The 25292-nt window shown below is 35.5% G+C and carries 16 protein-coding genes; 4 read left to right on the forward strand and 12 right to left on the reverse strand.

Going from position 1 to position 25292, the window contains the following annotated elements; translation table 11 throughout:
* Window positions 1–12: 12 nt before the first annotated feature.
* From ACFINI_RS05695 to ACFINI_RS05720, 6 genes are all read right to left on the reverse strand, one after another.
* Window positions 13–414 (reverse strand): SUF system Fe-S cluster assembly protein, encoded by a 402-nt coding sequence (locus ACFINI_RS05695; RefSeq protein WP_273787976.1) that lies wholly within the window; start codon window positions 412–414, stop codon window positions 13–15.
* The gene (locus ACFINI_RS05700; RefSeq protein ID WP_375629820.1) at window positions 407–1651 is read right to left on the reverse strand and encodes a cysteine desulfurase; all 1245 of its coding nucleotides are present in this window, start codon (window positions 1649–1651) and stop codon (window positions 407–409) included. The genes ACFINI_RS05695 and ACFINI_RS05700 overlap by 8 nt, the downstream gene beginning before the upstream one ends.
* Before the next feature lie 10 nt (window positions 1652–1661).
* On the reverse strand, window positions 1662–2924 hold the full coding sequence (sufD, locus tag ACFINI_RS05705; protein ID WP_375646700.1) for a Fe-S cluster assembly protein SufD: 1263 nt from the start codon (window positions 2922–2924) through the stop codon (window positions 1662–1664).
* A gap of 11 nt (window positions 2925–2935) precedes the next feature.
* On the reverse strand, window positions 2936–3691 hold the full coding sequence (gene sufC, locus ACFINI_RS05710) for a Fe-S cluster assembly ATPase SufC (protein WP_375621243.1): 756 nt from the start codon (window positions 3689–3691) through the stop codon (window positions 2936–2938).
* 159 nt (window positions 3692–3850) lie between these two features.
* Window positions 3851–5362: a Fe-S cluster assembly protein SufB gene (gene sufB / locus ACFINI_RS05715; RefSeq protein WP_375613439.1), complete on the reverse strand. Its 1512-nt coding sequence runs from the start codon at window positions 5360–5362 to the stop codon at window positions 3851–3853.
* Window positions 5363–5501: 139 nt separating this feature from the next.
* Entirely contained in the window at window positions 5502–6677 is a 1176-nt protein-coding gene (locus tag ACFINI_RS05720; protein WP_375646704.1) for a cysteine desulfurase family protein, read from the reverse strand.
* A 160-nt stretch (window positions 6678–6837) separates the two neighbouring features.
* On the opposite strand from ACFINI_RS05720, the gene ACFINI_RS05725 reads away from it, so the two are divergent.
* The 3 genes from ACFINI_RS05725 (at window position 6838) to ACFINI_RS05735 (ending at window position 9772) form a co-directional block, all read left to right on the forward strand.
* Window positions 6838–7518, forward strand: coding sequence for an alpha/beta hydrolase (locus ACFINI_RS05725; protein WP_375646708.1), 681 nt, complete (start codon window positions 6838–6840; stop codon window positions 7516–7518).
* A 324-nt stretch (window positions 7519–7842) separates the two neighbouring features.
* The gene (tyrS, locus tag ACFINI_RS05730; protein ID WP_375646711.1) at window positions 7843–9096 is read left to right on the forward strand and encodes a tyrosine--tRNA ligase; all 1254 of its coding nucleotides are present in this window, start codon (window positions 7843–7845) and stop codon (window positions 9094–9096) included.
* Between the two features lie 190 nt (window positions 9097–9286).
* Window positions 9287–9772 (forward strand): peroxiredoxin, encoded by a 486-nt coding sequence (locus ACFINI_RS05735; protein ID WP_375646714.1) that lies wholly within the window; start codon window positions 9287–9289, stop codon window positions 9770–9772.
* Window positions 9773–10110: 338 nt separating this feature from the next.
* On the opposite strand, the gene prfB is transcribed toward ACFINI_RS05735, so the two are convergent.
* The 3 genes from prfB to ACFINI_RS05750 form a co-directional block, all read right to left on the reverse strand.
* A protein-coding gene (prfB, locus tag ACFINI_RS05740; RefSeq protein ID WP_375646717.1) for a peptide chain release factor 2 occupies window positions 10111–11239 on the reverse strand; the annotation gives its coding sequence in 2 pieces (ribosomal slippage) (window positions 10111–11169 and window positions 11171–11239; 1128 coding nt in all).
* Between the two features lie 170 nt (window positions 11240–11409).
* Entirely contained in the window at window positions 11410–13875 is a 2466-nt protein-coding gene (locus tag ACFINI_RS05745) for a penicillin-binding protein 1A (RefSeq protein WP_375646720.1), read from the reverse strand.
* Between the two features lie 168 nt (window positions 13876–14043).
* Window positions 14044–15273 carry an N-acetylmuramoyl-L-alanine amidase gene (locus ACFINI_RS05750; RefSeq protein WP_375646724.1) on the reverse strand — a complete coding sequence of 410 codons (1230 nt, stop codon included), beginning with the start codon at window positions 15271–15273 and terminating at the stop codon, window positions 14044–14046.
* Window positions 15274–15859: 586 nt separating this feature from the next.
* Between ACFINI_RS05750 and ACFINI_RS05755 the strand changes: the two genes are divergently transcribed.
* Complete coding sequence (locus tag ACFINI_RS05755) at window positions 15860–18490, forward strand: ribonuclease E/G (RefSeq protein WP_375611890.1); 2631 nt, start codon at window positions 15860–15862, stop codon at window positions 18488–18490.
* A gap of 89 nt (window positions 18491–18579) precedes the next feature.
* On the opposite strand, the gene ACFINI_RS05760 is transcribed toward ACFINI_RS05755, so the two are convergent.
* The 3 genes from ACFINI_RS05760 to mfd form a co-directional block, all read right to left on the reverse strand.
* Window positions 18580–19191: an invasion associated locus B family protein gene (locus ACFINI_RS05760; RefSeq protein WP_273791265.1), complete on the reverse strand. Its 612-nt coding sequence runs from the start codon at window positions 19189–19191 to the stop codon at window positions 18580–18582.
* A 1761-nt stretch (window positions 19192–20952) separates the two neighbouring features.
* A complete protein-coding gene (locus ACFINI_RS05765) occupies window positions 20953–21558 on the reverse strand; it encodes a hypothetical protein (RefSeq protein WP_375646729.1) in 606 nt (201 codons plus the stop codon).
* A gap of 242 nt (window positions 21559–21800) precedes the next feature.
* The gene (gene mfd, locus ACFINI_RS05770; RefSeq protein ID WP_375646733.1) at window positions 21801–25289 is read right to left on the reverse strand and encodes a transcription-repair coupling factor; all 3489 of its coding nucleotides are present in this window, start codon (window positions 25287–25289) and stop codon (window positions 21801–21803) included.
* Between the last annotated feature and the right edge of the window lie 3 nt (window positions 25290–25292).

The raw sequence follows: 25292 nt of genomic DNA on the forward strand, positions 1-25292 counted from the left end.
TTAACAATACTTTTAGTACCATCCGACAGCAATTTGAGCTTCTTCTGACATACAATCAGGTGTCCATGGTGGATCAAAAGTCATAGTGACTTCAACATACGAAACCCCTTCAACTGCACTGACTGCATTTTCTACCCACCCTGGCATTTCACCCGCAACAGGACATCCCGGTGCTGTAAGAGTCATTTCAATTTTTACTGAACGATCATCTTCAATATCAATACGATAAATCAGTCCTAGCTCATAAATATCAGCAGGAATCTCTGGGTCATAAACTGTTTTGAGAGCAGCAATAATATCATTTGTCATACGATCAATTTCGTCTGCTGGAATTGCTGATATGTAAGATTTTTTATTTTCGCTTACAGTTTCAACGGATTCTGTAGAATGACGCTCTTCAATTGATTCAGCCATTAAAAAATGTCCTTGTTTCTTGCAATGCTTCTACTAATTGATCTATATCCTCTTGAGTGTTATACATGGCTAACGATGCGCGGCAAATAGATGTTAGACCAAAGCGCTGTAATAAAGGCTGTGCACAATGAGTTCCCGCACGTATCGCAACCCCTTTTCTATCAATAAACATAGCGATATCATGGGCGTGAATCCCTTCAATTGTAAATGATATAATAGCTCCTTTATTGGGAGAATGACCATAAATACGCAATGACTCAACCATTTTAAGTTTTTCCTGCGCATAAGCTAAAAGGGACCTCTCATGGGCATGAATCTTACTCCGACCTTTCTCTTGTATATAATCAATAGCCGCAGTTAATCCAATAGCTTCAACGATAGGAGGAGTGCCTGCTTCAAAACGGTAAGGAGGAGCATTATAAAAAACCTTATCGGTTGTTACCTCCTCGATCATTTCCCCTCCCCCTTGAAAAGGACGCATTTCTTCTAATCTATCTTCTTTACCATACAAAACACCAATACCAGTGGGTCCATAAAGCTTATGACCTGTAAAGACATACCAATCACAATCGAGATCTTGCACATCAACGGTTAAATGTACTGCTCCTTGAGAACCATCAACAAGAACCGGAATAGAATTTTGATGTGCTAGCTTAATAATCTCTTTAACAGGAGGCACCGTTCCTAATATATTGGACATATGCGTTATAGCAACAAGCCGCGTTTTTTCGCTTAAAGATTTTTGGAAATCTTCAATGTGCAGAACACCATTTTCATCGACAGGAACAAAAATAAGTTTAACACCTTTTTGTTCACGGAGAAAATGCCAAGGAATAATATTTGAATGATGTTCCATGATCGTTAGAACAATCTCATCACCTTCCTTGAGTTTTGGCATCGCCCAACCATAAGCAACAGTATTAATAGCTTCTGTTGCATTTTTCGTAAAAACAATTTCTTCAGCTTTTTGAGCATTTAGAAAAACACGAACGGTTTCACGAGAATTTTCATATGATTGTGTTGCTATATTGGCTAAAAAATACATTCCCCTATGCACATTAGCATAACTATAGTGATAATAATTATTCATTGCATTGAGTACTGACATTGGTTTTTGGGCAGAAGCACTACTATCAAGATATGCTAATCGCTTTCCATAAACTTGATGGTGCAAAATAGGAAAATCACGCCGAATTTCTTCGACATTATAAGTAAATGTTTGTACGTTATTTTCCATTTTTTCTACCTTAAATATTTTTTTCAAGCCATTTACTAATGATATTCTCCAAAACGATTTGAATATTATCTTGCTTGATGTCATCAATGAGCTCAGAGATAAATCCTTTAATCAAAAGCGCACGAGCCGTTTTAAAAGGGATACCACGTGTCATAAGATAAAAAAGATAATCATGATTAATATTAGCAACTGTTGCACCATGACCACATGCAACATCATCAGCAAAAATCTCCAGTTCAGGCTTTGCATTAAATTCTGCATCATCTGAAAGAATAAGGCTATTACAAGCCATGCGTGCATCTGTTTTTTGCGCTTTTTGAGAAACACGTATTATTCCTTGGAAAACACCAACAGCCTTATCTGTAACCACATTGCGTATAATTTCGGTTGATGTTGATTTTTCTTCCACATGACGAACAGTCATTGTAAGATCACTATGTGTTTGTCCTGATAATAAATTTATGACGCGTAATTGAAAATCAGATTCTTCTCCCTGTAATTCAATATCAATTTCTTGGCGATTTAATTGACTCCCTATATTAATGACATAAAGTGATAACTTCGCTCTTTGATCAAGAACAGCACAAAATCGACCAAATTGTGTAGAATTAAAATCACGATTGCGAATGAGAATCCACGTAACATCACTATCAGCAGCAACATTTAATGAAAATATTGAACTGACAAAGGTATCTTTATCATTGCCAACCTGATGTTCAATAAACATAACTTGACTATTTTTATCAACTTTTATATCCGAAAAAATATGAGATTGTCCCCCCATTTGTATATTTTGTAATTCAATGGGGATATTTAACTTTGTATTTTCAGGGATGTGAAAAAGCCAACCATCTGTAACAAAAGCTGTATTTAACTGTCCAATAAAATCTTCATCAGAAATGTTTTGATTTATCTGTACAGAATTATCTTCTAATGCGTCTGAAAGGCGTTTTACTGCAATGTTGTCTACCTTTGACTCTATCGATGTTTTTCCATTGTTTATGGAGAAAACAGCACTTTCTGAAAGCAATGCATCAACCAATTGATTGTCTTGAACTTTTGAAAAATTGCTAATAGACTTCAGTAAGGTACGCAGATTGGTATAATGCCAACTTTCGATTTTACGGGAAGGAAGCCGTGTCATTTGAAACTGCTCAATAGTTTTCTTGCGGATTTCCTGTACAGCTTTATCACCAGGTAAGTGGTTTACATACTGATTGAAATTACTGAGTATATTTTCTTCAACCGCTAACAAGTTTTGCTGTGCATTCATATTTAATAACCTCAAACCGCTTCCCTAATAAGATCAGCATACCCATTTTGCTCTAAATAAAGCGCTAAGGATTTATCACCGCTTTTGATAATTTGTCCTTTATAAAGAACATGTACCGTATCAGGAATAATATAATTAAGCAGCCGTTGATAATGGGTAATCACCAAAAATGAACGTTTTGAATCCCGAAGTTTATTAACACCATCTGCAACAATTTTTAGTGCATCAATATCTAAACCAGAATCCGTTTCATCTAAAATGCAAAGTGTAGGTTCAAGAAGTGCCATTTGTAAAATTTCAGCGCGTTTTTTTTCTCCACCTGAAAAACCTACATTTAATGGACGCTTTAGCATATCCATATCTATTTCAAGTTTGGCTGAAACTTCTTTAACACATTTTATAAATTCAGGAATTTTAAGTTCTTCGTCACCTCGCGCTTTGCGTTGAGAATTCATCGCAACTTTTAAAAATTCCATTGTTGCTACCCCTGGTATTTCCATTGGATATTGAAATGCAAGAAAAACACCATATGCAGCACGTTCTGCTGGATCCATTTCTAAAAGTGATTGTCCATTATAGAGAATAGCTCCTTCTGTTATTTCATAATCATCACGACCAGCAAGCAAATAAGATAAAGTTGATTTTCCGGCTCCATTTTGTCCCATGATAGCGGCAACTTCTCCATCTTGAACTGTCAAGTTTAAACCACGAATAATTTCTGTATCGGTTTCAGCAATACGGGCGTGCAAATTTTTGATCTCTAACATAATTTAATCCTGTTTTGGCTGTTTTTCAGATATCAATGCGTATTATTTTACCTTAGCATCCATCTACTTTTGTAATTACCATAGAGGTCATTTTTAGCATTATGTGCTACCGTTACAGCCTTTTTACATAAAGTCTTCTATTTATCTAATTAAATAAAATTATCCAACACTACCTTCAAGGCTAATACTAATAAGCTTTTGTGCTTCGACAGCAAATTCCATGGGAAGTTTTTGAATGACCTCTTTTACAAAACCATTTACAATTAATGCGATAGCTTCTTCTTCGGGAATTCCTCTTTGCATAACATAAAAAAGTTGGTCATCAGAAATTTTTGATGTTGTGGCTTCATGTTCAAACTGAGCTGTTGCATTTTTTGCTTCAATATAAGGAACTGTATGCGCACCACAATCATTTCCGATTAACAAACTATCACATTGCGTAAAGTTACGCGCATTTTGTGCTTTTCGATGCGCTGTGACTTGTCCCCGATAAGTGTTATTTGAAAAACCTGCAGAAATACCTTTGGAAATAATGCGACTGGATGTATTCTTTCCCAAATGAATCATTTTTGTACCAGAATCAATTTGTTGATAACCGTTTGCAACAGCGATAGAATAAAATTCTCCACGCGCATTATTACCACGGAGTAAGCAGGATGGATATTTCCAAGTAATCGCAGAACCGGTTTCAACTTGTGTCCATGAAATTTTAGAGCTATCACCTCGACAATCTCCACGCTTCGTCACAAAATTATAAATACCGCCCTTGCCATCTTTATCGCCAGGATACCAGTTTTGTACTGTAGAATATTTAATCTCTGCATTTTCAAGGGCAATAAGCTCAACAACAGCAGCATGAAGTTGGTTTTCATCACGTTGGGGTGCTGTACACCCTTCAAGATAAGAAACATAGGAATCTTCAGCGGCGATAATCAATGTTCGTTCAAATTGGCCAGTGTTGCGTTCATTAATCCTAAAATAAGTTGAAAGCTCCATAGGACAACGAACCCCTTTGGGAATATAAACAAATGAACCATCTGTAAAGACAGCAGCATTTAAGGCCGCATAATAATTATCACTTATAGGTACAACTGTTCCTAAATATTCTTTAATAAGCTCAGAATGTTCAATAATCGCCTCTGAAATAGAACAAAAAATCACACCGGCGCGTGCCAGCTCTTTTTTGAATGTTGTTACAACAGAAACAGAATCAAAGACTGCATCAACAGCCACCTGCCCCGATACAGACATACTGTCATCGAAAGTGGAGGGATCAGACTGTTTTCTTACTCCTGCCAAAATCTCTTGTTCTTTAAGGGGAATGCCAAGTTTTTCGTACGTTGCTAATAACTCAGGATCCACTTCATCCAAAGATTTTGGTCCTGTATGATTTTTGGGAGCAGCATAATAATAAAGCTCCTGAAAATCAATTTTAGGATATTCAAGACGCGCCCAATGAGGCTCTTGCATTGTCAGCCAACGGCGGTAAGCTTTTAAGCGCCATGTTAGCATCCATTCAGGCTCATTTTTTTTAGCGGAAATAAATTTGATAATATCCTCATTTAAGCCTTTTGGAGCTTTATCGGTTTCAATATTGGTTTCAAAACCATATTTATATTGGTCAACATCTATTTCACGTACTTGGCGTATCGTTTCTTGTACTGCCGGCATCAATTTTCTCCATTTTTTGGCGTCAAAAACCGGTAACTAAAGTCTTGTTTTTTACAAGATTAAAGTAAGCAAGTTATCTCCTAGGCTATAGGTAAAGCGCAAAAATTTCAATCAAACTTATTTTATTTTTAAAATAATTCTAATTTTTATAACTTTCTGATGATAAATCTTTCCCTTTTTTCCTGCTTATAATTTGAGAAAAAAACGACAGAAAATCATCAATATCTTCAGAAGTTGTGCCACGTCCTAGCGAAATGCGAATGGCACCATTTGGAACATGATACCCCATTGCCTCCAACACTTTGCTTTGTTTTACTTTTCCTGAAGAACAGGCAGAGCCGGATGATAAAGAAAACCCTTCTAAATCAAAAGCAATTTGCATCGTTTCAGCTTTTATATTTTTCACGGTAAAGTAAGTTGTATTTGGCAAACGTTGAACTCTTTTGCCAAAAATCTCAACATTTTTACTTATTTTTTGTAGTCCAGCTTCTAATTTATTGCGTAAATATATTAACTGTTTTATTTCCTCCTGTGTGAAGCAATCAGTCATTGCTGCCCCAAAAGCAGCAATAAGGGGCAATGCTTCTGTTCCTCCACGGAGACCTTTTTCTTGTCCTCCCCCAATAATAAGAGGGTGTGGCATGAGAAGATTACCACATGAAACAAAAGCACCGATTCCTTTAGGACCACCAACTTTATGTGCAGACAGTATAAAAAAGTCTCCTCCTAGCTGATGAATATCCACAAAATTTTTATCTACATATTGTGTTAAATCAACTATAAGAGTGCCTCCTAAATCCCGAACAATAGCGGCGATTTCTGTTAACGGTTGAATAACACCCGTTTCACTATTTGCAGCTTGAATAGCAACAAGAGGTAAACCTTTTGTTTTATCGTGAACCGTTAAGAGTGATGTTAATTTATCTTGTTGTATGAGCCCATCTTGATCAACATCAATGACGCTTATCAACTCTTTAGAAAAACGTCCTCCCTCTGCAACAGAGGGATGTTCAGTCGCTCCAAGGTAAAGGTGAGAAAATTTAACTTTTGCTTTCCCCATATTGTAAAAGGGTGTTAACAAAGTCATTGCAGCTTCACTCGCACCAGAGGTAAATACCACGTGATCTGGATCTGTTTTAAGATTTTCAGCGATTTGCCGACGGGCCTTTTGCAACAAAGTTTTAGCGGCACGCCCTTCCTTATGAACCGATGATGGATTACCAAATATCTCTAAAGATTCCAGTAACGCCATCCGTGCCACTTTTTTGAGCGGTGTTGTTGCGTTATGATCAAAATATCGGCGTTTTATAACCATTTTACATCGCAATCATTAATCTTATGAATTGATTGAAAAAATAGCGCATTTTTCTTGAAAAGTGCACTAAAAAAAGAATATCTAATAATTATTTAAGAGATTCTATGGTAAAAGTCGACTAGGGTCAAAGAGAGCCCTTTATTGCATTAAGGAGCATTTTATGCCAGAAATTATTTTTAACGGTCCCGCGGGTCGGCTCGAAGGGCGTTATCAACCTTCACAACAAAAAAATGCACCCATTGCGATCATTTTGCATCCTCATCCCCAATTTGGTGGAACTATGAATCATAAAATTATCTATGACCTCTTTTATATGTTCCAACAACGTGGCTTTACAACTTTACGTTTTAACTTTCGTGGTATTGGTCGTAGTCAGGGTGAATTTGATTATGGAATAGGAGAACTTTCAGATGCTGCTGCTGCTCTCGATTGGGTTCAAACACAACATCCAGACTCTAAAAATTGTTGGGTAGCAGGATACTCATTTGGAGCATGGATTGGTATGCAGCTTTTAATGCGCCGACCAGAAATTGAGGGATTTATCTCAGTTGCCCCTCAGCCTAATGTTTATGACTTTTCATTTCTTGCACCTTGTCCCTCTTCTGGACTTATCATTCATGGCGGTATCGATAAAGTTTCCCCTCCAAAAGATGTTCAAATACTTGTCGATAAATTAAAAACACAAAAAGGTATCATCATCACACAAGAAATATTGGAAGAGGCTAATCACTTTTTCAGTGGATGTCATGAAAAACTTATTGAGCGATGTACCCACTATTTGGATAACCATATCTCCAATGAACTTCTCGCTCCTCCTCCTGAAATACTTTCACTAACTTAGGAAAATACGATAGATTTATAAAAAAAATTAGCAAAAATTGTCTCTGATCATAACAAAGTAATTTTTTTAGTCTGCATTTAAAACTTTTCTAAATTTTATTTCAGGATAGAAATGAGAATAACAGCATACCTTTTTTCTATTACTAAGAAGTCTCTTTTTTAGCGTATAAAGATAATAATACTTGTATTATTATCTTTATACTACCAATATGTCTCTTTCTCTTGTGAGGTGTGCGTCAGTTATGATAGATAACGCATTAATAATTCGTTATATAATCGCTTATTATATACAATAAATGCACTCTTAAATTAGGAAATTAAATCTGTGTTTGCCTTTAAATCTGATTTTTTACACATTATGAGCGAACGTGGTTTTATCCACCAAATTTCAGATGAAAAAGGCTTAGATGATCTTTTTTCAAAAGAAACTGTAAGCGCTTATACTGGATTTGATCCAACAGCATCGAGTTTACATGCTGGAAGTCTTCTTCAGATTATGATGCTTTATTGGTTACAAAAAACGGGTCATCGCCCCATTGCTTTAATGGGCGGAGGGACCGGATTGATTGGTGATCCTTCCTTCAAAGACGAAGCGCGACGTCTTCTGACACAAGATGATATTGCTACAAATATTGATGGTATTAAAAAGGTATTTGCTAACTATTTGACATTCGGTGACCGAGAAACCGATGCTTGTATTGTGAATAATGCTGAATGGTTATGCAATTTAAACTACTTAGAATTTTTGCGTGATGTAGGAAAGCATTTTTCTGTCAACCGTATGTTGTCATTTGATTCTGTCAGACTCAGACTTGAGCGTGAGCACTCTTTGTCATTCTTAGAGTTTAATTATATGATTCTGCAAGCTTATGACTTTGTTGAACTTTATAAACGTTATGGGTTGCGTATGCAAATGGGGGGCTCTGATCAGTGGGGCAACATTATTAACGGAATCGAATTAGGACATCGTTTAGGAACACCGCAATTATATGCGTTAACATCACCATTGCTGACAACCTCTTCCGGTGCCAAAATGGGTAAATCATTGAATGGGGCTGTATGGCTAAATGCGGATAAACTTTCACCTTATCAATTTTGGCAATACTGGCGCAATACAGAAGATGCTGATGTAACACGATTTCTAAAGCTCTATACTCCATTGCCAATGGATGAGATTCTTAAACTTTCTCTATTACAAGGAACTGAAATTAACGAAGCAAAAAAAATTCTTGCAACAGAAATTACAGCAATGTTGCATGGACGTGTTCTTGCTGATGCAGCAGCAGAAACGGCTCGCAAGACGTTTGAAGAAAAAACTCTGGGAGAAAATCTTCCAACTGTTGAAATTAATGCCTCAGAATTAAAAAAAGGTGTTGGATTGCTCACTCTTTTAGTACAAGCAGGACTCGCTAGATCTAATAGTGAGGCACGCCGACACGTTCAAGGTGGAGGTGTCCGTGTAAATGATCAAATAATAAAGGATGAAACACATCTTATTATTGAAGGGGATGTCAGTGCAGAAGGAACCATTAAACTTTCTTTTGGTAAGAAAAAACATGTTGTGATGAAACCAGTATAATCTTTTGCTGTTTTGTTTATGTTGTTCACGTCGAGCTTGTTCTTTCAATTCAATCGTTGTGATAGGGCGAATTTTGTTAGGGAAATAAAAGTCTCTTCAAAACGATAAAATTCTAGAGAGTTGAATAGTTCTTTTCTTCTGTGTACTCTGATATCTTATACCTGTTACACAAAAAAGAAAGATGAAAACAATGACAAGACCAATGAAAGGTGCTCTTGCTCCTGATTTTACTTTGCCGCGCGATGGAGGAGAGACAGTGTGTCTTTCTGACTTTAAAGGAAAGCCTGTTGTTTTATATTTTTATCCCAAAGATGACACCAGTGGTTGCACAAGTGAAGCACTTGATTTCACAAAATTAAAGATGAAATTTGATGAAATCGGTGTTGCTGTTATTGGAATCTCTCCAGATAATGTAAAAAAACATGATAAATTTAAAATAAAACATGAACTTGATGTCATCTTGGTTTCTGATGAAGAAAAAACGACCCTCGAAGCTTATGGTGTTTGGGTTGAGAAAAGCATGTATGGACGCAAATATATGGGAGTTGAACGGAGCACTTTTTTAATTGATGCAAATGGAATAATAGCAGAAGAATGGCGCAAAGTAAGCGTATCTGGGCATGCTGAAAATGTTTTAGCTACTGCAACACTTTTATATCATAATGGTAACTTGTAAATTGAGTGTTTGATTTACCTTCAAAAGCAAAAGTTATTCTCCCTAATTGATTTTAGTTTTTCCACGGATTCGATTTTTACAATATATTGATTTATAAGGATAATGAATTGTTTTACATTTATATTAGTCCCACGAATATCGCAAAATTTTCTGATTTCAGATTCTTCCTATCACTTGCAATATCATAAGCAGAATTAGCGTGTGAGAAAAAATTGAAGAAAGGAACAAGAAAATCCCCCTTTAAACCTTTAAAGTATCAAAGGCTATATAACATCACAGCATCCATAAAACGAACAGCTTAAGAAAAAATCTATATGGCTTGAAGGAAGGATATATAATTAACGAATATCCTCAATTTTTTTGTCTTGTCCATAAATGCGCCGTGCGAGTGCTGCCTCTATAAATGCATCTAAATTACCATTAAGTACGGATTGTGGATCCGTATTTTCAATTCCTGTACGCAAATCTTTGACAAGCTGATAGGGTTGAAGAACATAAGATCTAATTTGATGTCCCCATCCGATTTCTGTTTTAGAAGATTCAGCAGCATTGGTTTCTTCTTCTCTTTTTTTAAGCTCTTCTTCATAAAGCCGTGCACGCAACATCGACCAAGCCGTAGCGCGATTTTTATGTTGAGAACGCTCTGTTTGACATTGAACAACAATACCCGTTTTTATATGTGTGATGCGAACAGCAGAATCTGTTGTGTTAACATGTTGTCCTCCTGCTCCAGATGCACGATATGTATCAATACGCACATCTGCCTCTGAAACATCAACTTCAATATTGTCATCAATAACTGGATAGACCCAAATGCTCGCAAAAGAAGTATGGCGCTTTGCATTCGAATCAAATGGAGAAATCCGCACTAAGCGATGAACGCCTGATTCTGTTTTTAACATTCCATAAGCATTATGCCCTTTTACAAGAATAGTCGCTGACTTTATTCCTGCTTCTTCTCCATCATGAATTTCTAAAATTTCAACCTTCATTTCATGCTGTTCAGCCCATCGCATATACATACGTAAGAGCATAGAAGCCCAATCTTGGCTTTCTGTTCCCCCTGCTCCAGCATGAACTTCTAAATAGGTATCATTCGGATCTGCCTCTCCTGAAAGAAGTACGTCAATTTGCCTTTTATCTATCTCATTTTTAAGATTACGTATTGATCTTTCTGCATCAGCGATAATTTCCACATCACTTTCTTCTTCGCCCATCGCAATAAGCTCAATGCATTCTTCAAGTGTTTTTGTAAATGATAAAAGACCATTGATTGAATCATCGAGACGTTGACGCTCACGCATCATATCCTGTGCTCGTTGTGCATCATCCCATAATGATGGATCTTCCACTTTTTGATTAAGATATTCAAGACGCTTTAGTGATTGATCCCAGTCAAAGATGCCCCCTTAGCAATTGTATTGCTTTCTGGATTTCATCAACTAATGTTTCTATTTCTGCTCGCATAATTTAACACCGTATTTTAAAAAACTCTTTTTGATTGTGTCTCTTAGCATTTTATACAAATTTAATAGCTGCTATCAGAAAATGGTACAATTCTATCACTCTATTTATAGAACCGACATTGTAAAAAAAAGATAAAAACCATGACTCATGGCAAAAGGAGATTTTGTCGATTAATACAGCCCACCTGTCCCACTTTCAAGTGCTTTGTTGACTTGTGGAGAAGTCGTTACTGCAGGAACACCTTCTTGAAAAGAATTTGTACTCCCAATAACTTGATATATATCAGCAGGACCAGTCCCTGGTTTAAATGCTTCTATAATGACATCTTGATCTCCTCTTTCGGCAAGCATTCCTGTTTTCCGATTAATTGGCATTAAAATCATACCTTTTGGCATCTTAAAGGGAACATCTCGCTTCCCTTTAAGAGCATCTGCCATAAAATCACCAAAAATAGGTGCAGCTAATGAACTTCCTGTTCCATTATATCCTAACGAAGCTGGTTGATCATAACCGACAAAAATACCAACGACAATGTCAGGAGTAAATCCCATAAACCAGACATCCTTAGAGTCATTGGTTGTTCCTGTTTTAGCGGCAATATGTCGATTAAGATAACGTAAACGTGCCGCAGTACCACGCTGAACAACCCCTTCCATCATCGAGGTAATTTGATAAGCCGTCATAGGGTCAAGAACTTGATCTCGCTCATCAATCAATGTGGGCTCACTTTGATTATTCCATGAATTCGTATTACAATTTTCGCAAATACGATCATCATGACGATAAATTGTCTTCCCATAACGATCTTGAATTCTGTCTATCAGAGAAGGTTTAATAGAGCGTCCGCCATTGGCAATAACGGAATAAGCTGTAACCATCCGTAATACTGTTGTTTCACCAGCCCCTAAAGCCATGGGAAGATAAGGCTGCAATTTATCTACCACCCCAAAGCGTTCTGCATATTCAGCGACAAGAGGCATTCCCATATCATTGGCAAGCCGTATTGTCATAAGATTACGAGAATGCTCAATACCGTAACGCAACGTTGAAGGTCCTGCAAAGGTACCACCATAATTTTTGGGTTGCCAAACTTCACCATTATATTGACGAACTTCAATGGGGCCATCTAAAACAACGGATGCTGGTGTATATCCGTTATCAAGAGCTGCTGCATAAACAAAAGGCTTAAAAGCAGACCCCGGTTGGCGGTAAGCTTGGGTTGCACGATTGAATTCAGATGCGGCAAAAGAAAATCCTCCCACCATAGCAAGAACGCGCCCTGTATGAGGTTCCATAGCAACAATTGCACCTTCAACCTTTGGAATTTGTTGTAAACGATAAGTGTTGTTTGTATTGGATAGTTTTTCAACAAAAATGACATCCCCAACTTGCAGAACATGAGATAAGCTCTGAACAGTTTTTCGATAACCATTTTCTTTTACAACATGGAGTGCCCATTTTGAATCAGCTTCAGATAAAACAGCAATTTCCCGTTTTTTTGATAATATACCTGAAGCTTCGCGCTGTGGCTGTAAACCAATCTCTACTTTATTGAGATTAGTAGAAAGAACAACAGCTAAACGCCATTCAGGAACATCACTTAGCCCTGTGATATCTGCAAGTTCTGTCCCCCAATCACCTTTCTCATCAATATGCGCATAAGCTCCACGCCATCCTTGCGCATGATCAAATCTAATTAATCCATCGTGCAAAGCACGTCGCGCAATAAGTTGTAAATGCGGATCAAGCGTTGTACGAATGGAAAGCCCACCTTCATAAAGTGTTTTAGCCCCATAGCGATGTATTAAACGACGCCGTACTTCTTCAGTAAAATAATCAGCCGCAAAAACATAGCTATCACTCCCACGGATTGTCGCTCCTAAAGGTTTAGCTTTCGCTTTTTCACCTTGTTCACGCGTTACATATCCATTTGCAATCATCCGGTCTATAACCCAATTACGCCGATCAATAGCACGTTGTGTATTCTTAAATGGATCATAATTTGCTGGTCCTTTTGGAAGAGCAGCCAAATAAGCACATTGTTCTAGCGTCAGGTCATTGACGGATTTATTGAAATAAGTCAAAGAAGCAGCTGCTATACCATAAGTGCCACGACCCAGATAAATTTCATTGAGATAAAGCTCGAGAATATGATCTTTTGAATAAGTTTTCTCAATACGCATTGCTAAAATAGCTTCCTTAAATTTACGTTCTAACGTTGTTTCTGAACTTAAAAGGAAGTTTTTAGCGACTTGTTGCGTTATAGTTGATGCACCCTCTGGACGTCTTCCAGAACCAATATTACGAATATTATTGATCAAAGCTCGAGAAAGTCCTTCAGGATCTAAACCAAAATGATGATAAAAGTTTTTGTCTTCAGCCGAAATGAAAGCATTTATAACAAGCTTTGGTATTGATTGAATCGGTAAATAGAGGCGATGTTTTGTTGCAAACTCTGCCATAAGACGGCCATCAGAAGCATGGACACGGGTCATTACCGGCGGCTCATAAAGTGAAAGAACTTCATAATCAGGGAGTGCATTTGCTTGACCACTGGTCATAACACCCCACGTTATTGCACCATAAAGTCCAATAGCAATAAAAAAACGAAGAAGATATCTTAAAAAAATCATCATAAAAACGGCTATCGCTTTCTTAAGAATTAATTAAAGAAAAAATACGTTACTTCAAACACACCAAGTGGATATCACCACAAGATTGAGATCAAGAGAATTTGTTTTCTATCTTTTATTTATACCAAGGTACACTAGAAGCCCATATTGATACTCTATTTTCTCATAAATTTAAAGAGGCTGTATCATTTTCTGCCTATAATCAGCAAATTGACGAATAGAATGAGCAATAGAGGCTGCCATTTGTTTTCTCCAATGAGGATCATTTAATAACTTTTCATCCTCTTTATTGGATAAATAACCTATCTCTATCAAGACTGAGGGTATATCTGAAGCTCTTAAAACTTGAAAATTAGCATACCGATGTGGGTTATTAATCAAGTTAATATGATTCTTTGATAAATTTGAAATAACACTATTTGCAAAATTAACCGAAAATGTATGTGTTTCACGTCGTGTAAGATCCATCAAAATATCTGTAACTTCGAGCGTTTCATCTGCAGGCAAACCATCAAGCAAATCAACTTTATTTTCATTTTCAGCTAAAGATTTTGCAATGGCATCAGAGGCTTTATCTGATATGGTATATACTGTAGCACCGCGAAGAGAATGTAGATCAATCGTATCCGCGTGAATAGATATAAAAAGATCCGCATCAAACTCTTGCGCTTTTTTAACTCTTTCACTTAGTCTTAAAAAAATATTGGAATCTCGTGTCAAAGCAACGGTAATATGAGAATCCTTTTGTAATTCGTCTCGCAATGCACGCGCAAAGTCTAAAGTCACATCTTTTTCTAAAATTCCAGTAACACCCCGCGCACCACCATCAATACCACCATGACCAGGATCAAGAACAACACGGAAATTATATGCTGGCATTAACTGTGTTTTTGTATCAAAATTGCTTCTTTGCTGTTTTTTTAATATCTCATCAAATTTTTCTTGTGTACTTTTACGAATATCAATCAGCAACTGCCATAAACCATTATTTAATTTTTTTACGACATTTTTTTCAACCACAAAAGCCGTTTTACTTGTCAAAATAATGCGTGAGGTCTGTATGTCAGAGAAAGCATAACGCACATCTGAAAGCATAACGGATAATGTATTTCGTTTCTTTAAAGGTGTATTTTGCATCGAAAAGTCAATTGTAGGTAAATTGATAACCAAACGTACGGGCCTGTCCAAAATCTGTAAACGAACATTTGGTTTTGAATTAAAAACCGCAATAATACGCGTATGAACACTATCACCAATGGTTCGAAAATTAATAAGTCTCAGAGGATCTGCGGCTTGAACACTAGTTTGGAGTAGCAAAAAAGATAATACAAAGTATGTGACGAGCACAATAACATCCCCATAAGCTGTTTTCAGCTTTTTGGTAAAAAAAACTCTTATCATAAGCAAAATACTCTACATTACCTTTGTAATAATTTATCTTGTTTACATAAAATGATACACCAATTTATTATCTATTTTTCAATAAAAGCTAAATAAACACCTCAAAACGAAATTAAGGGCATAAAGATATTATAATTATACATGATTTACATTGTTACTTGCCAAACGCATGATATCAACATAAAAGAATATTTATGCTTCCTAACTGATAATAGTCATCTAAATTATCTGTAACTCATATTAAGTTGTCTTTAGAGGTTTTTTGTCTATTATGCGTTGAGACTTTTTTATGGATGAAAAATTTCTATGTTGTAACATTAGGATTGCATTACTTAAGATTCGTTGGTTCGGATATCCGAACTGTTTTAAAGATTATTTTACCGGAGACTTTTAAGAAATATGAGTCATAAAAAACAGATGGAAATAATGATGAGAAATGGTGTAAATGCAGTCATGCCTCTGCACGTGGTGTTCCGTCCTGTTTTTCTGGTACCTCCCTTTTATGGCAGACAGCCTTTTATGTTTACGAATAGTTATAGCGTTCGTTTGAATAAAATTGTGCATGTCGCCTTCAGGATATTAACTTATGTCAAACAAAATGCTTATAGATGCCTCCCATCCGGAGGAAACACGTGTTGTTGTTGTTCACGGCAACAAAATTGAAGAACTTGATTTTGAATCAGAACATAGAAAACAGCTCAAGGGGAATATTTATCTCGCACGTATTACGCGTGTAGAACCGTCTCTCCAAGCGGCTTTTGTTGAATATGGTGGAAACCGACATGGTTTTTTAACATTTTCTGAAATTCATCCTGATTATTATCAAATTCCTATTGCTGATCGCCTTGCTCTTCTTGAAGAAGAAGAAAAAGAAGCTGTAGGAGAAAATTCTGTAGATACCTTTACGGAAGAAGCAACTAAAAATAAAAAACGCTCCAGAAGAACAAAAAAAAGTGAAAAAAACAATGTTATAGCAGCCGATATTGAAAATGATATCACATCTGAAGCGATAATAATTGATAATACAGAAGAAGCATTAAATGCCAATATCTCTTATGATGAGATTGAAATGGTCGGTGCTGAGGACATCCGTGAAGAGCTCCCAATTTATCAAAGAAAACAAGGGCGCCAGTATAAAATTCAAGAAGTCATTAAACGACGTCAAATTTTGTTGGTACAAGTTATCAAAGAAGAGCGTGGTAATAAAGGTGCTGCCCTTACAACATATCTATCTCTAGCTGGTCGTTACTCTGTTCTAATGCCCAACACAGCACGTGGTGGTGGTATTTCACGAAAAATTACGAACGTACAAGACCGTAAGCGTCTTAAAGAAATCGTAAAAGAATTAGCCGTTCCAAAAGGTATGGGCGTTATCTTACGAACCGCTGGTGCCAATAGAACAAAAGCTGAAATTAAACGTGATTATGAATATCTTATGCGGTTATGGGATACTATTCGCACTTTGACACTCGAGTCAACGGCACCATACCTTGTCCATGAAGAAAGCAATCTCATCAAGCGTTCTATACGAGATCTTTATAATAAGAACATTAGTGAAATTCTTGTCTCTGGAGACCAAGGATATCGTGAAGCGAAAGACTTTATGCGTATGCTCATGCCAAGTCATGCAAAAGTTGTGCAACCTTACCGTGATCCTACGCCCATTTTTGCAAGAAATAATATTGAAATTCAACTTGATAAAATGTTGCAACCACAGGTTTCTTTAAAATCTGGTGGTTATCTTGTTATTAATCAAACAGAAGCACTTGTTGCTATTGACGTAAATTCTGGCCGCTCTACGAAAGAATTCTCTGTCGAAAAGACAGCCTTACAAACTAACCTTGAAGCTGCTGAAGAAGTAGCGCGTCAATTACGCTTGCGTGACCTTGCTGGTTTAATTGTGATTGATTTTATTGATATGCTTGAAGAACGCAATGTGAAGCTGGTTGAAAAAAAATTAAAAGATTGTTTAAAAAACGATCGTGCTCGTATTCAAGTAGGTCATATTTCACACTTCGGCCTTTTAGAAATGAGTCGTCAACGTATTCGCATATCGGTTTTAGAAAGTACGACACAGCCCTGCCCACATTGTGCAGGAACAGGAAATATACGTTCTGAATCATCAATTGCGTTACATGTCATGCGCTCAATTGAAGAATATCTTCTTCATAATTCGCAACATAATATTATCGTGCGCACCCCCGTAGCAACAGCGCTTTATGTATTAAATCATAAACGCAATATTCTTGTTAATTTAGAAGCTCGCTTTAAACTTAATATTAGTATTGAAGCAGATGATAGTATTGGAACACAACATCTTGTTATTTCTAAAGGCTCAATAGCAGAGAGAATTTCTCAATCTTCATTGGAAGATGACAATAAGCAAGAAATTGAAGATTCTGTTTTCATAAAGAGTGAATCTATTGAAAATCCTTCTCCCATTGAAACAAATCAAAAGCGTCGGCGCAAAAATCGTCACGGTGAAATTACTGATCATTCTCTCTCCAACGTTCATAAAAAAGAAGATACCTTGAATGATGATTCTTATCGTCGAGGACGTCGTCGAGGACGTCGTGGTGGTCGACGCAATCAAGATAATAGTTTTCATCAGATTCGCGTTCCTTATGCAGAACCAGTGGGAGATTTTGCTAAGCAAGCTTTAGCAGAAATTAAAGCAGCGCATCGCAAACGTCGTGTTTCACCTGCTAAATCTTTTGAACTTGAAGAAACAAAAAATAATACACAAACTCTAGATATACAACAACAGAGTGAATCTGAAAAAAATGATACAAGTATTAAACCTAAAAAACGTAAAACACGTTCTTCAAAAGTAGTAGAAAATCAACTTTCTTTAGAGAATGATCAAAATATTGCAGAACAAAAATCTCTTGAAAAAAAACCTACAACCAGTCCGGTGCGTAAAACTAAAACAAAAAAAGCAGACAAAGCTATTCATGAGGTAGAAGATAAAGCTCTTGAAAAGAGTAAAAAATCAACACGTGGAACACGTAAAAAATCATCTTCTAAAGAGACAACGCAAATACAAAAAATATTAGAGCAAGAAACTGTAATCGAGATGGAGAAAGTTATCGAAACCTCTCCTTCCCAAATTGAAGAAACAATTAATCAACCCGTTGTTATTTCATCAACGCCTAATGATTCTTCCAAAACTGAACGTATTGGTTGGTGGAAACGCAGAATTCTTTCGAAAAATTAAGGATTAAAAAAAACCGCCACAGAAAACTGTGGCGGTTCAAATAAACAATTATAGAAAACGTTTTGACCAACTTTTATGGTGTGGTTTTATTACTTTTGTTTCGCTTTTTCTTGCTCAGCCCGCATACGCTCTTCAATTTCTTTTTGCTTTGATTGAATAGCTTGCTGCAGCTTTATTTGTTCTTGTTGGAAATCTTTTTCCTCCATACCAGGACCGGTATAGGCTGCTGTAAACCCATTAAGAGAAAATTCAATAGGATTAGCTGAACCACGGAAATTAACTGTGGTTACAACCATTTTTGTACCACTTTTCATAGCTGCTATAAGCTTATCATCTAAGACATCATTAGCAATACAACTTGGTCCATTACAAATAATATAAGGAATTTTTTTAGAGAACTCGTCACCAATTTTAATGTGAACACCTTCTGGCAAAAAACGACCTGTAGGCACTTGAATACCTATACGTTTCTCATTTTGCTTCCCTTTTATTTCAACAAGATTAAAAGCCGTTAAAGGTTGTCCCGTATTCGATAATACAGTATTCATTGTATTACAAATATCAACATCATGCTGCTTACTGCAAACTTTGTACCAACCTTGTGATAAAGTTTGCGCATTTGCAGAAATACCAGCTATAAGAAAAAGGGCAGCGGCTCCAACTAATACTGAAACAGCAGAATAAACATTTTTATGCGACATGATTAAGTTAATCCTTTCAACGCGCTCTTAAGTAACTTCAAAAAAATATTAAATATAATTCCAACTTAATTTATTAAATTATAATGAAATAACAATTAATTTTACTATTTTTACTTCAATATAAAAAAAAAAGTCAAATTTAGAGAAAAAATACGACGAGCCATTCTAATTTTTATACACTCATATCATTTCCCCTCTTCATCACATTGGTATTTGATGCAATCTATCCATAAAACACCTCTGTGCATTTAAACTAAGATTACACAAACGAATCAATATTGCAATATTAATTAAAATAAACTCTGATACTACTCTAAAAAACTTACTAATTAAAATTTTTACATTTATTACTCTTCATGTTAAGCTTATAGAACCTTTGCAACAGGTGTTGCAATGCATGAAGCTCTAAAATATCAGATAAATTTTACTGTTTTCCTTGTGTGATACACAAAAACAAAATCATCTACGATATTATTGAAACATTTAATGAATTAAAACCACTGATTGTCTAAAATTTCTGCATAATTGTAAGAGAGCTTTTTGCTAATGAACAATTTTCTGCCCTTGTTTACAAAATAATAGTGATACGCTTTTGTAATAAAAATTTTATATTCCATAGCGTTTAACTAAACAGTTTAGTTTAAAAATACGCTACTAAAGAAGTGCTTTTTTCTTAATTAAACAACACATTTTCTTAGAGAGAAAATCTATAACTGCTGAAAATATTTTATTTATAAAAAACTTTCTTAAAATATAATAACATATTAATTTATAATAATAATTTATCTTTTTTCTATTTCTATATTGTATGAAAGATCCTAATAGCGCAAACCTCTCTTATGTTGAATCAATAAAATTTATCCACTTGTACATCACAAGCGGAGTTAGTTTTATAGATAAACTACTGAACAAAGGAAACCCTCCCTATGAATCATCTCACGTGCCTAAAGCCATAATAAATTTATGCTCATATATTAAACATCTATTATTGCACTTCTGTACAAATATCATCTCTCAGTTTTATAACGTGAATAAAAATATAGCTTTTATCAATTTCTTTTAAGTTATTTCTTAAATAAAAGAATCTACTAAAATGATAAATTCTTTTCATCTTTCACAATATCAAAGATATAAATCGTTAATGATTTAAGTTTTAAGAAAAAAATGAATTAAAATATCATTTTTTTTCTCTATATAACACAACTTAGAGCTATAAAATATCTCTCTTATCATATTAATGAAACAAGATTTATGATATGAGATGTATCGTCATTAAAATAATTAAACAGATAAAAATAAAAAACTACAAGCACAAAAAATTATGCATAAAAAGAAAACATAAAAAAGATATATGATTTTATTATTTAATATATATATTAAATCTTATATGATAAGAACAATAGATAATATCTTATGTGCATAAAATTACTTTATTATAAATAATAATTAAAAACAAAAAATTAAAATATATTTTAACTATTATTTAGTATATAATCTTAATTTCTCTGTATTTATATGAGTAAATTTTTAATTAAATAATTCTTCAACATGAAAACGTATACGATCTATAATATTCTTTTTCTTGTTTGGAAGCATTATATTATGTACTTCTTTAATGGTATTACAAAGCTTAGGTGCACTTTTTACAAACCAATTATCTTCTGTAAGACTATTTTTTATATCGTCAAATATTTGTTTTTCATAACTATAAGAGCCATCTGTTAATAATTCTTTAATATCCCTGACTAAACTAGGACTTATTTAATTATTTGCGCCTTTAGCCCAACTAAAATCTTTATCTTTCCAATCAAAATCTTTGCGCAAAATAGCACCTATATCACTTTGCAATATATCCGCTAACGTATTGCAAGCAATAATAAATATGAGATAATTTTTCATTATCTCATCATCACCTCCACTTTTCTCATTCATTCCCCATTCATTAAACGTTTGAGTTTTTTTTAAATAATCTTTTGCTTTAATCAACTTTTCTTCATACTCCCCTACTTCATACTCTCTCGCTATATGTATTCTAGAGATAATTTTTTGTTTTTTTTCAGCTAGATCCTGTAATTTCGAACCAAGATTATAATATTCATCCTTCAGAGTTTTCAGTTTTTTATATAACTTATTCCGTTCCTGTAAACGCTCATAGTATTCTGCTTTAGAAATATTTTTTTCCCAAATATCCAAATGAGATATACTTTCTTCAATAAATTGTATGCTCTCTTTAATATTCTTTCTTTTGTTTTTTAAATGTTGGTATTGTTCATCAGAAGATAACTCAGCATAAGCGTTTTTTACGCCATATATTAAAGTGAGTAACAAAAAAACGATAGTTAGACACTTTTGTAATGAAGAAAGCATGCTATCTTTACCTAAATTCTTTCTAAAAAATTTACAGGAGCTTATTAGCTTATTATATTAAAAGTGCTATTTATTGCAGTTAAACTGTCTAATCTATTTTCTTCATTATATCAATACGTATATAATAAAAACCAAATAAATATATAAAATGTTCTTTATTATAAACTTAAATTTTATTCAGAATGATTTTATAAAAATGAGTAACAGTTCTGAAACAATAAAGAAATTTTTTAAACAGAATGTTATTCTGCCATTTCGACAAGCTGTGTCATAATATTCGCTGCTCCAACAAGCCTTTCATCCGCTGAGGACCAATCACGAATAAGAGCAATACTTTGATCTGGTCGAATTTTTGCCATTGTACCTTGTTTTCCCACCCACTGAACAAGAGCAACACTATTTGCGAAATAGTTATTACGAAACTGTATGACAATCCCCTTTGGTCCAACATCTAATTTTTCTACATGTGCTTTTCGACACAATGTTTTAATATGAAAGACTTTAAGAAGATGTTGAACCTCAAGGGGCAAAGGACCAAAGCGATCAATTAACTCCGCTGCAAATTCATCAATTTGTTCTAAACCATCAAGTTCTGTTAAACGACGATAAAGTCCCATACGTAATGATAAGTCAGGCACGAAACTTTCTGGTATCATCACTGTTGTACCAAGAGAAATTTGAGGTGACCATTGCTTATCTTCATTTAGCTCTCCATCTTTTAATTCAGCAACAGCTTCTTCAAGCATTTTTTGATAGAGTTCAAATCCAACTTCTTTGATATGCCCCGATTGCTCTTCACCTAAAAAATTGCCTGAACCGCGGATATCCATGTCATGGCTTGCCAATTGAAAACCGGCCCCTAAGGTGTCAAGAGATTGTAACACTTTAAGACGGCGATCAGCAGCAGTTGTTAAAACTTTACCAGCAGGAAATGTAAAGAGAGCATAAGCACGTTGTTTTGAACGTCCTACCCTACCACGTAACTGATAAAGGGCAGAAAGGCCAAACATCTCAGCACGATGCACAATTAGGGTATTTGCTGTTGGAATATCAAGACCTGATTCAATAATGGTTGTTGAGAGCAGCACATCATATTGTCCATCATAAAATGCATTCATGATATCATCAAGTTGTCCAGCCGGCATTTGTCCATGAGCCACAACGAATTTCAGTTCTGGCACATGTGTTTTGAGATATTCTTCTACAAAAGCTAAATCAGAAATACGAGGACAAACATAGAAACTTTGTCCACCACGATAATATTCTCGAAGCAGGGTCTCTCGTATAACAAGTGCATCAAAGGGTGAAATAAAAGTACGAACCGCCATTCTATCAATGGGGGGGGTTGTTATCAATGAAAGTTCACGTACACCCGATAAAGCTAACCCTAAAGTGCGTGGTATGGGAGTTGCTGAAAGTGTGAGAACATGAATATCACTTTTAAGCTCTTTTAAACGCTCTTTGTGTTTGACACCAAAATGCTGTTCCTCATCAATGATAAGAAGGCCTAACCGTAAAAAATTAACTGCACCACTTAATAATGCATGGGTTCCAATGACAATATCGATTGTACCATCTGAAACACCTTTTTTTACTCGTGCAAGTTCTTTCGCTTTTACAAGCCTCGAAGCATGTCCAATTTTAACCGGTAATCCTTGAAAACGCGAAATAAATGTTTTGTAATGTTGACGTGAAAGCAAAGTTGTCGGTACAACAACAGCAACCTGATATCCATTTAATGCTGCAACAAAAGCACTTCGAATGGCTACTTCAGTTTTTCCAAAACCAACATCACCGCATATCAAGCGATCCATCGGCTTGCCTGAGGCTAGATCGTCCAAAACAGCATCAATTGCATTCATTTGATCTTCCGTTTCTTCATAGGGAAAGCAAGCAACAAACTCATCAAATGGTCCAATTGGTGGAAGTAAAGCAGGCGCAGCACGAGTCATACGCTCTGCAGCTATACGGATTAATTGCCCTGCCATTTCCAATAAATGTTTTTTTAGCCGAGCTTTACGTGCTTGCCAAGCAACACCTCCTAATTTATCTAAAGTTACCTCTGTTCCTTCTGAGCCATAACGTGAGAGAAGCTCAATATTTTCAACAGGTAAAAAGAGTAAATCACCTCCAGCATATCTAATTTCAAGGCAGTCTCGTAAAATTCCAGTGGTTCTGATGGTTTTAAGACCAACAAATTGGCCAATACCGTGGTCGATATGCACAATAATATCACCAGAATTTAAAGCAGAAATTTCAGAAATAAAATTTGTATTATTCTTACGCCGCTTTGGCGATCTTATAAAACGATCGCCAAGGATATCTTGCTCTGCTATAATAGCCAAATCTTCAGCCACAAAACCATGTTCTATCATGATAACAGCTGCTAATATGCGATCTCGAGGTGTTGCTTTGACTGTTTGCAAAGATTTTGCAACATCTATTTTTTTCAATCCATGCTCATCGAGAACTTGTAACAAACGATTGAGAGATCCTTCACTCCAACACGCTAAAAGCACTTTTTTACCAGCAGCGCGTAAAGATGCGATATGATCAATAACACTTGAAAAAACATTTTTTTCCTGCGCATTACGCTCTTTTACAAAATCATATCCTTGTTTAACATTTGTGTGAATAACAGTTTGTTCCAAACTTTGTGGAACATTAAAAGGAGAAAAATCAATACGCTGTGAAGATTGTTGCGCACCTTCCAAAACACGCTCTGGCGTTAAATAAAAAAGACTAGGATCTATTGGATGATAAGAAGTAGAATTTTTTTCATCACTTTCGCGCTCTTTGCGCGCATTATAATAGTCTTCAATAAGACGATAGCGCTCAATGAAAACTTCTTCTATGAGATGCTCAAAAACTATCGGTAAATTGCCACAATGATCAAAAAAGCTATCAAGGTTTTCATAAAAAAATGGAAGCCAATGTTCCATACCGGCAAAACGCCGACCTTGAGAAATTGCTTCATAAAGCATGTTATTTTTTTGTGATACACCAAATGTACGGGTATAATTGCTTTTAAAACGACTGATACGTTCTGGTGTAAGAGCAACCTCACTCATTGCCTGTAATAAAAGTTCAGTTTTTTGGCCTGTTGTCCTTTGACTTTCTGGATCAAATACGCGGATACTTTCTAGGGTATCTCCAAAAAAATCAAGGCGTAAAGGTTCAACATCCATCGGAGAAAAGATATCAAGTATTCCTCCTCTTACAGCAAACTCACCAATATCACGGACAACCGTAACGCGTTCAAAACCATTGGTTTCTAGAAATTGAATAAGATTTCCCATGTTATTGCGCTGGCCAACACGTGCGTGAATAAGCTGAGCTTCTATCATTTCACGAGGAGGCAACTTTTGCATAATTGCATTTGCTGTTGTTAATATAATTGCAGAATATGGATCTTTCCGTAAATTTGCTATGTGTGCCAATGTTGATAGTCGACGTGCCATAACAGCAATTCCTGGTGATACGCGATCATAAGGCAAACAATCCCATGCAGGAAATTGAAGTACGGGTAAATTGGGTTCAATAAAATTTAAAACTTGTTGTAAATGCGCAATTTTTGTTCCGTCACGGACAACATAGAGGAGCGGTTTACCTTGTGCAATTTCTGAACTTAATTTAGCAAGCGCAAAGGCTTCAAATCCATCAGTAACGCCATCTAAAATCATACGAACAGAATTATTTTTGGGAATAACAATTTTTTTAAATATAGGCATTGG

Source organism: Bartonella sp. AA56HLJMS, assembly GCF_042197145.1.
GTDB lineage: Bacteria > Pseudomonadota > Alphaproteobacteria > Rhizobiales > Rhizobiaceae > Bartonella.

Excerpts from the sequence above, each read along its gene's own strand:
- ACFINI_RS05695 (WP_273787976.1), bottom strand. The coding sequence starts at position 414 with ATGGCTGAATCAATTGAAGAGCGTCATTCTACAGAATCCGTTGAAACT.
- ACFINI_RS05700 (WP_375629820.1), bottom strand. The coding sequence starts at position 1,651 with ATGGAAAATAACGTACAAACATTTACTTATAATGTCGAAGAAATTCGG.
- sufD (WP_375646700.1), bottom strand. The coding sequence starts at position 2,924 with ATGAATGCACAGCAAAACTTGTTAGCGGTTGAAGAAAATATACTCAGT.
- sufC (WP_375621243.1), bottom strand. The coding sequence starts at position 3,691 with ATGTTAGAGATCAAAAATTTGCACGCCCGTATTGCTGAAACCGATACA.
- sufB (WP_375613439.1), bottom strand. The coding sequence starts at position 5,362 with ATGCCGGCAGTACAAGAAACGATACGCCAAGTACGTGAAATAGATGTT.
- ACFINI_RS05720 (WP_375646704.1), bottom strand. The coding sequence starts at position 6,677 with ATGGTTATAAAACGCCGATATTTTGATCATAACGCAACAACACCGCTC.
- ACFINI_RS05725 (WP_375646708.1), top strand. The coding sequence starts at position 6,838 with ATGCCAGAAATTATTTTTAACGGTCCCGCGGGTCGGCTCGAAGGGCGT.
- ACFINI_RS05735 (WP_375646714.1), top strand. The coding sequence starts at position 9,287 with ATGACAAGACCAATGAAAGGTGCTCTTGCTCCTGATTTTACTTTGCCG.
- ACFINI_RS05745 (WP_375646720.1), bottom strand. The coding sequence starts at position 13,875 with ATGATGATTTTTTTAAGATATCTTCTTCGTTTTTTTATTGCTATTGGA.
- ACFINI_RS05750 (WP_375646724.1), bottom strand. The coding sequence starts at position 15,273 with ATGATAAGAGTTTTTTTTACCAAAAAGCTGAAAACAGCTTATGGGGAT.
- ACFINI_RS05755 (WP_375611890.1), top strand. The coding sequence starts at position 15,860 with ATGTCAAACAAAATGCTTATAGATGCCTCCCATCCGGAGGAAACACGT.
- ACFINI_RS05760 (WP_273791265.1), bottom strand. The coding sequence starts at position 19,191 with ATGTCGCATAAAAATGTTTATTCTGCTGTTTCAGTATTAGTTGGAGCC.
- ACFINI_RS05765 (WP_375646729.1), bottom strand. The coding sequence starts at position 21,558 with ATGCTTTCTTCATTACAAAAGTGTCTAACTATCGTTTTTTTGTTACTC.
- mfd (WP_375646733.1), bottom strand. The coding sequence starts at position 25,289 with ATGCCTATATTTAAAAAAATTGTTATTCCCAAAAATAATTCTGTTCGT.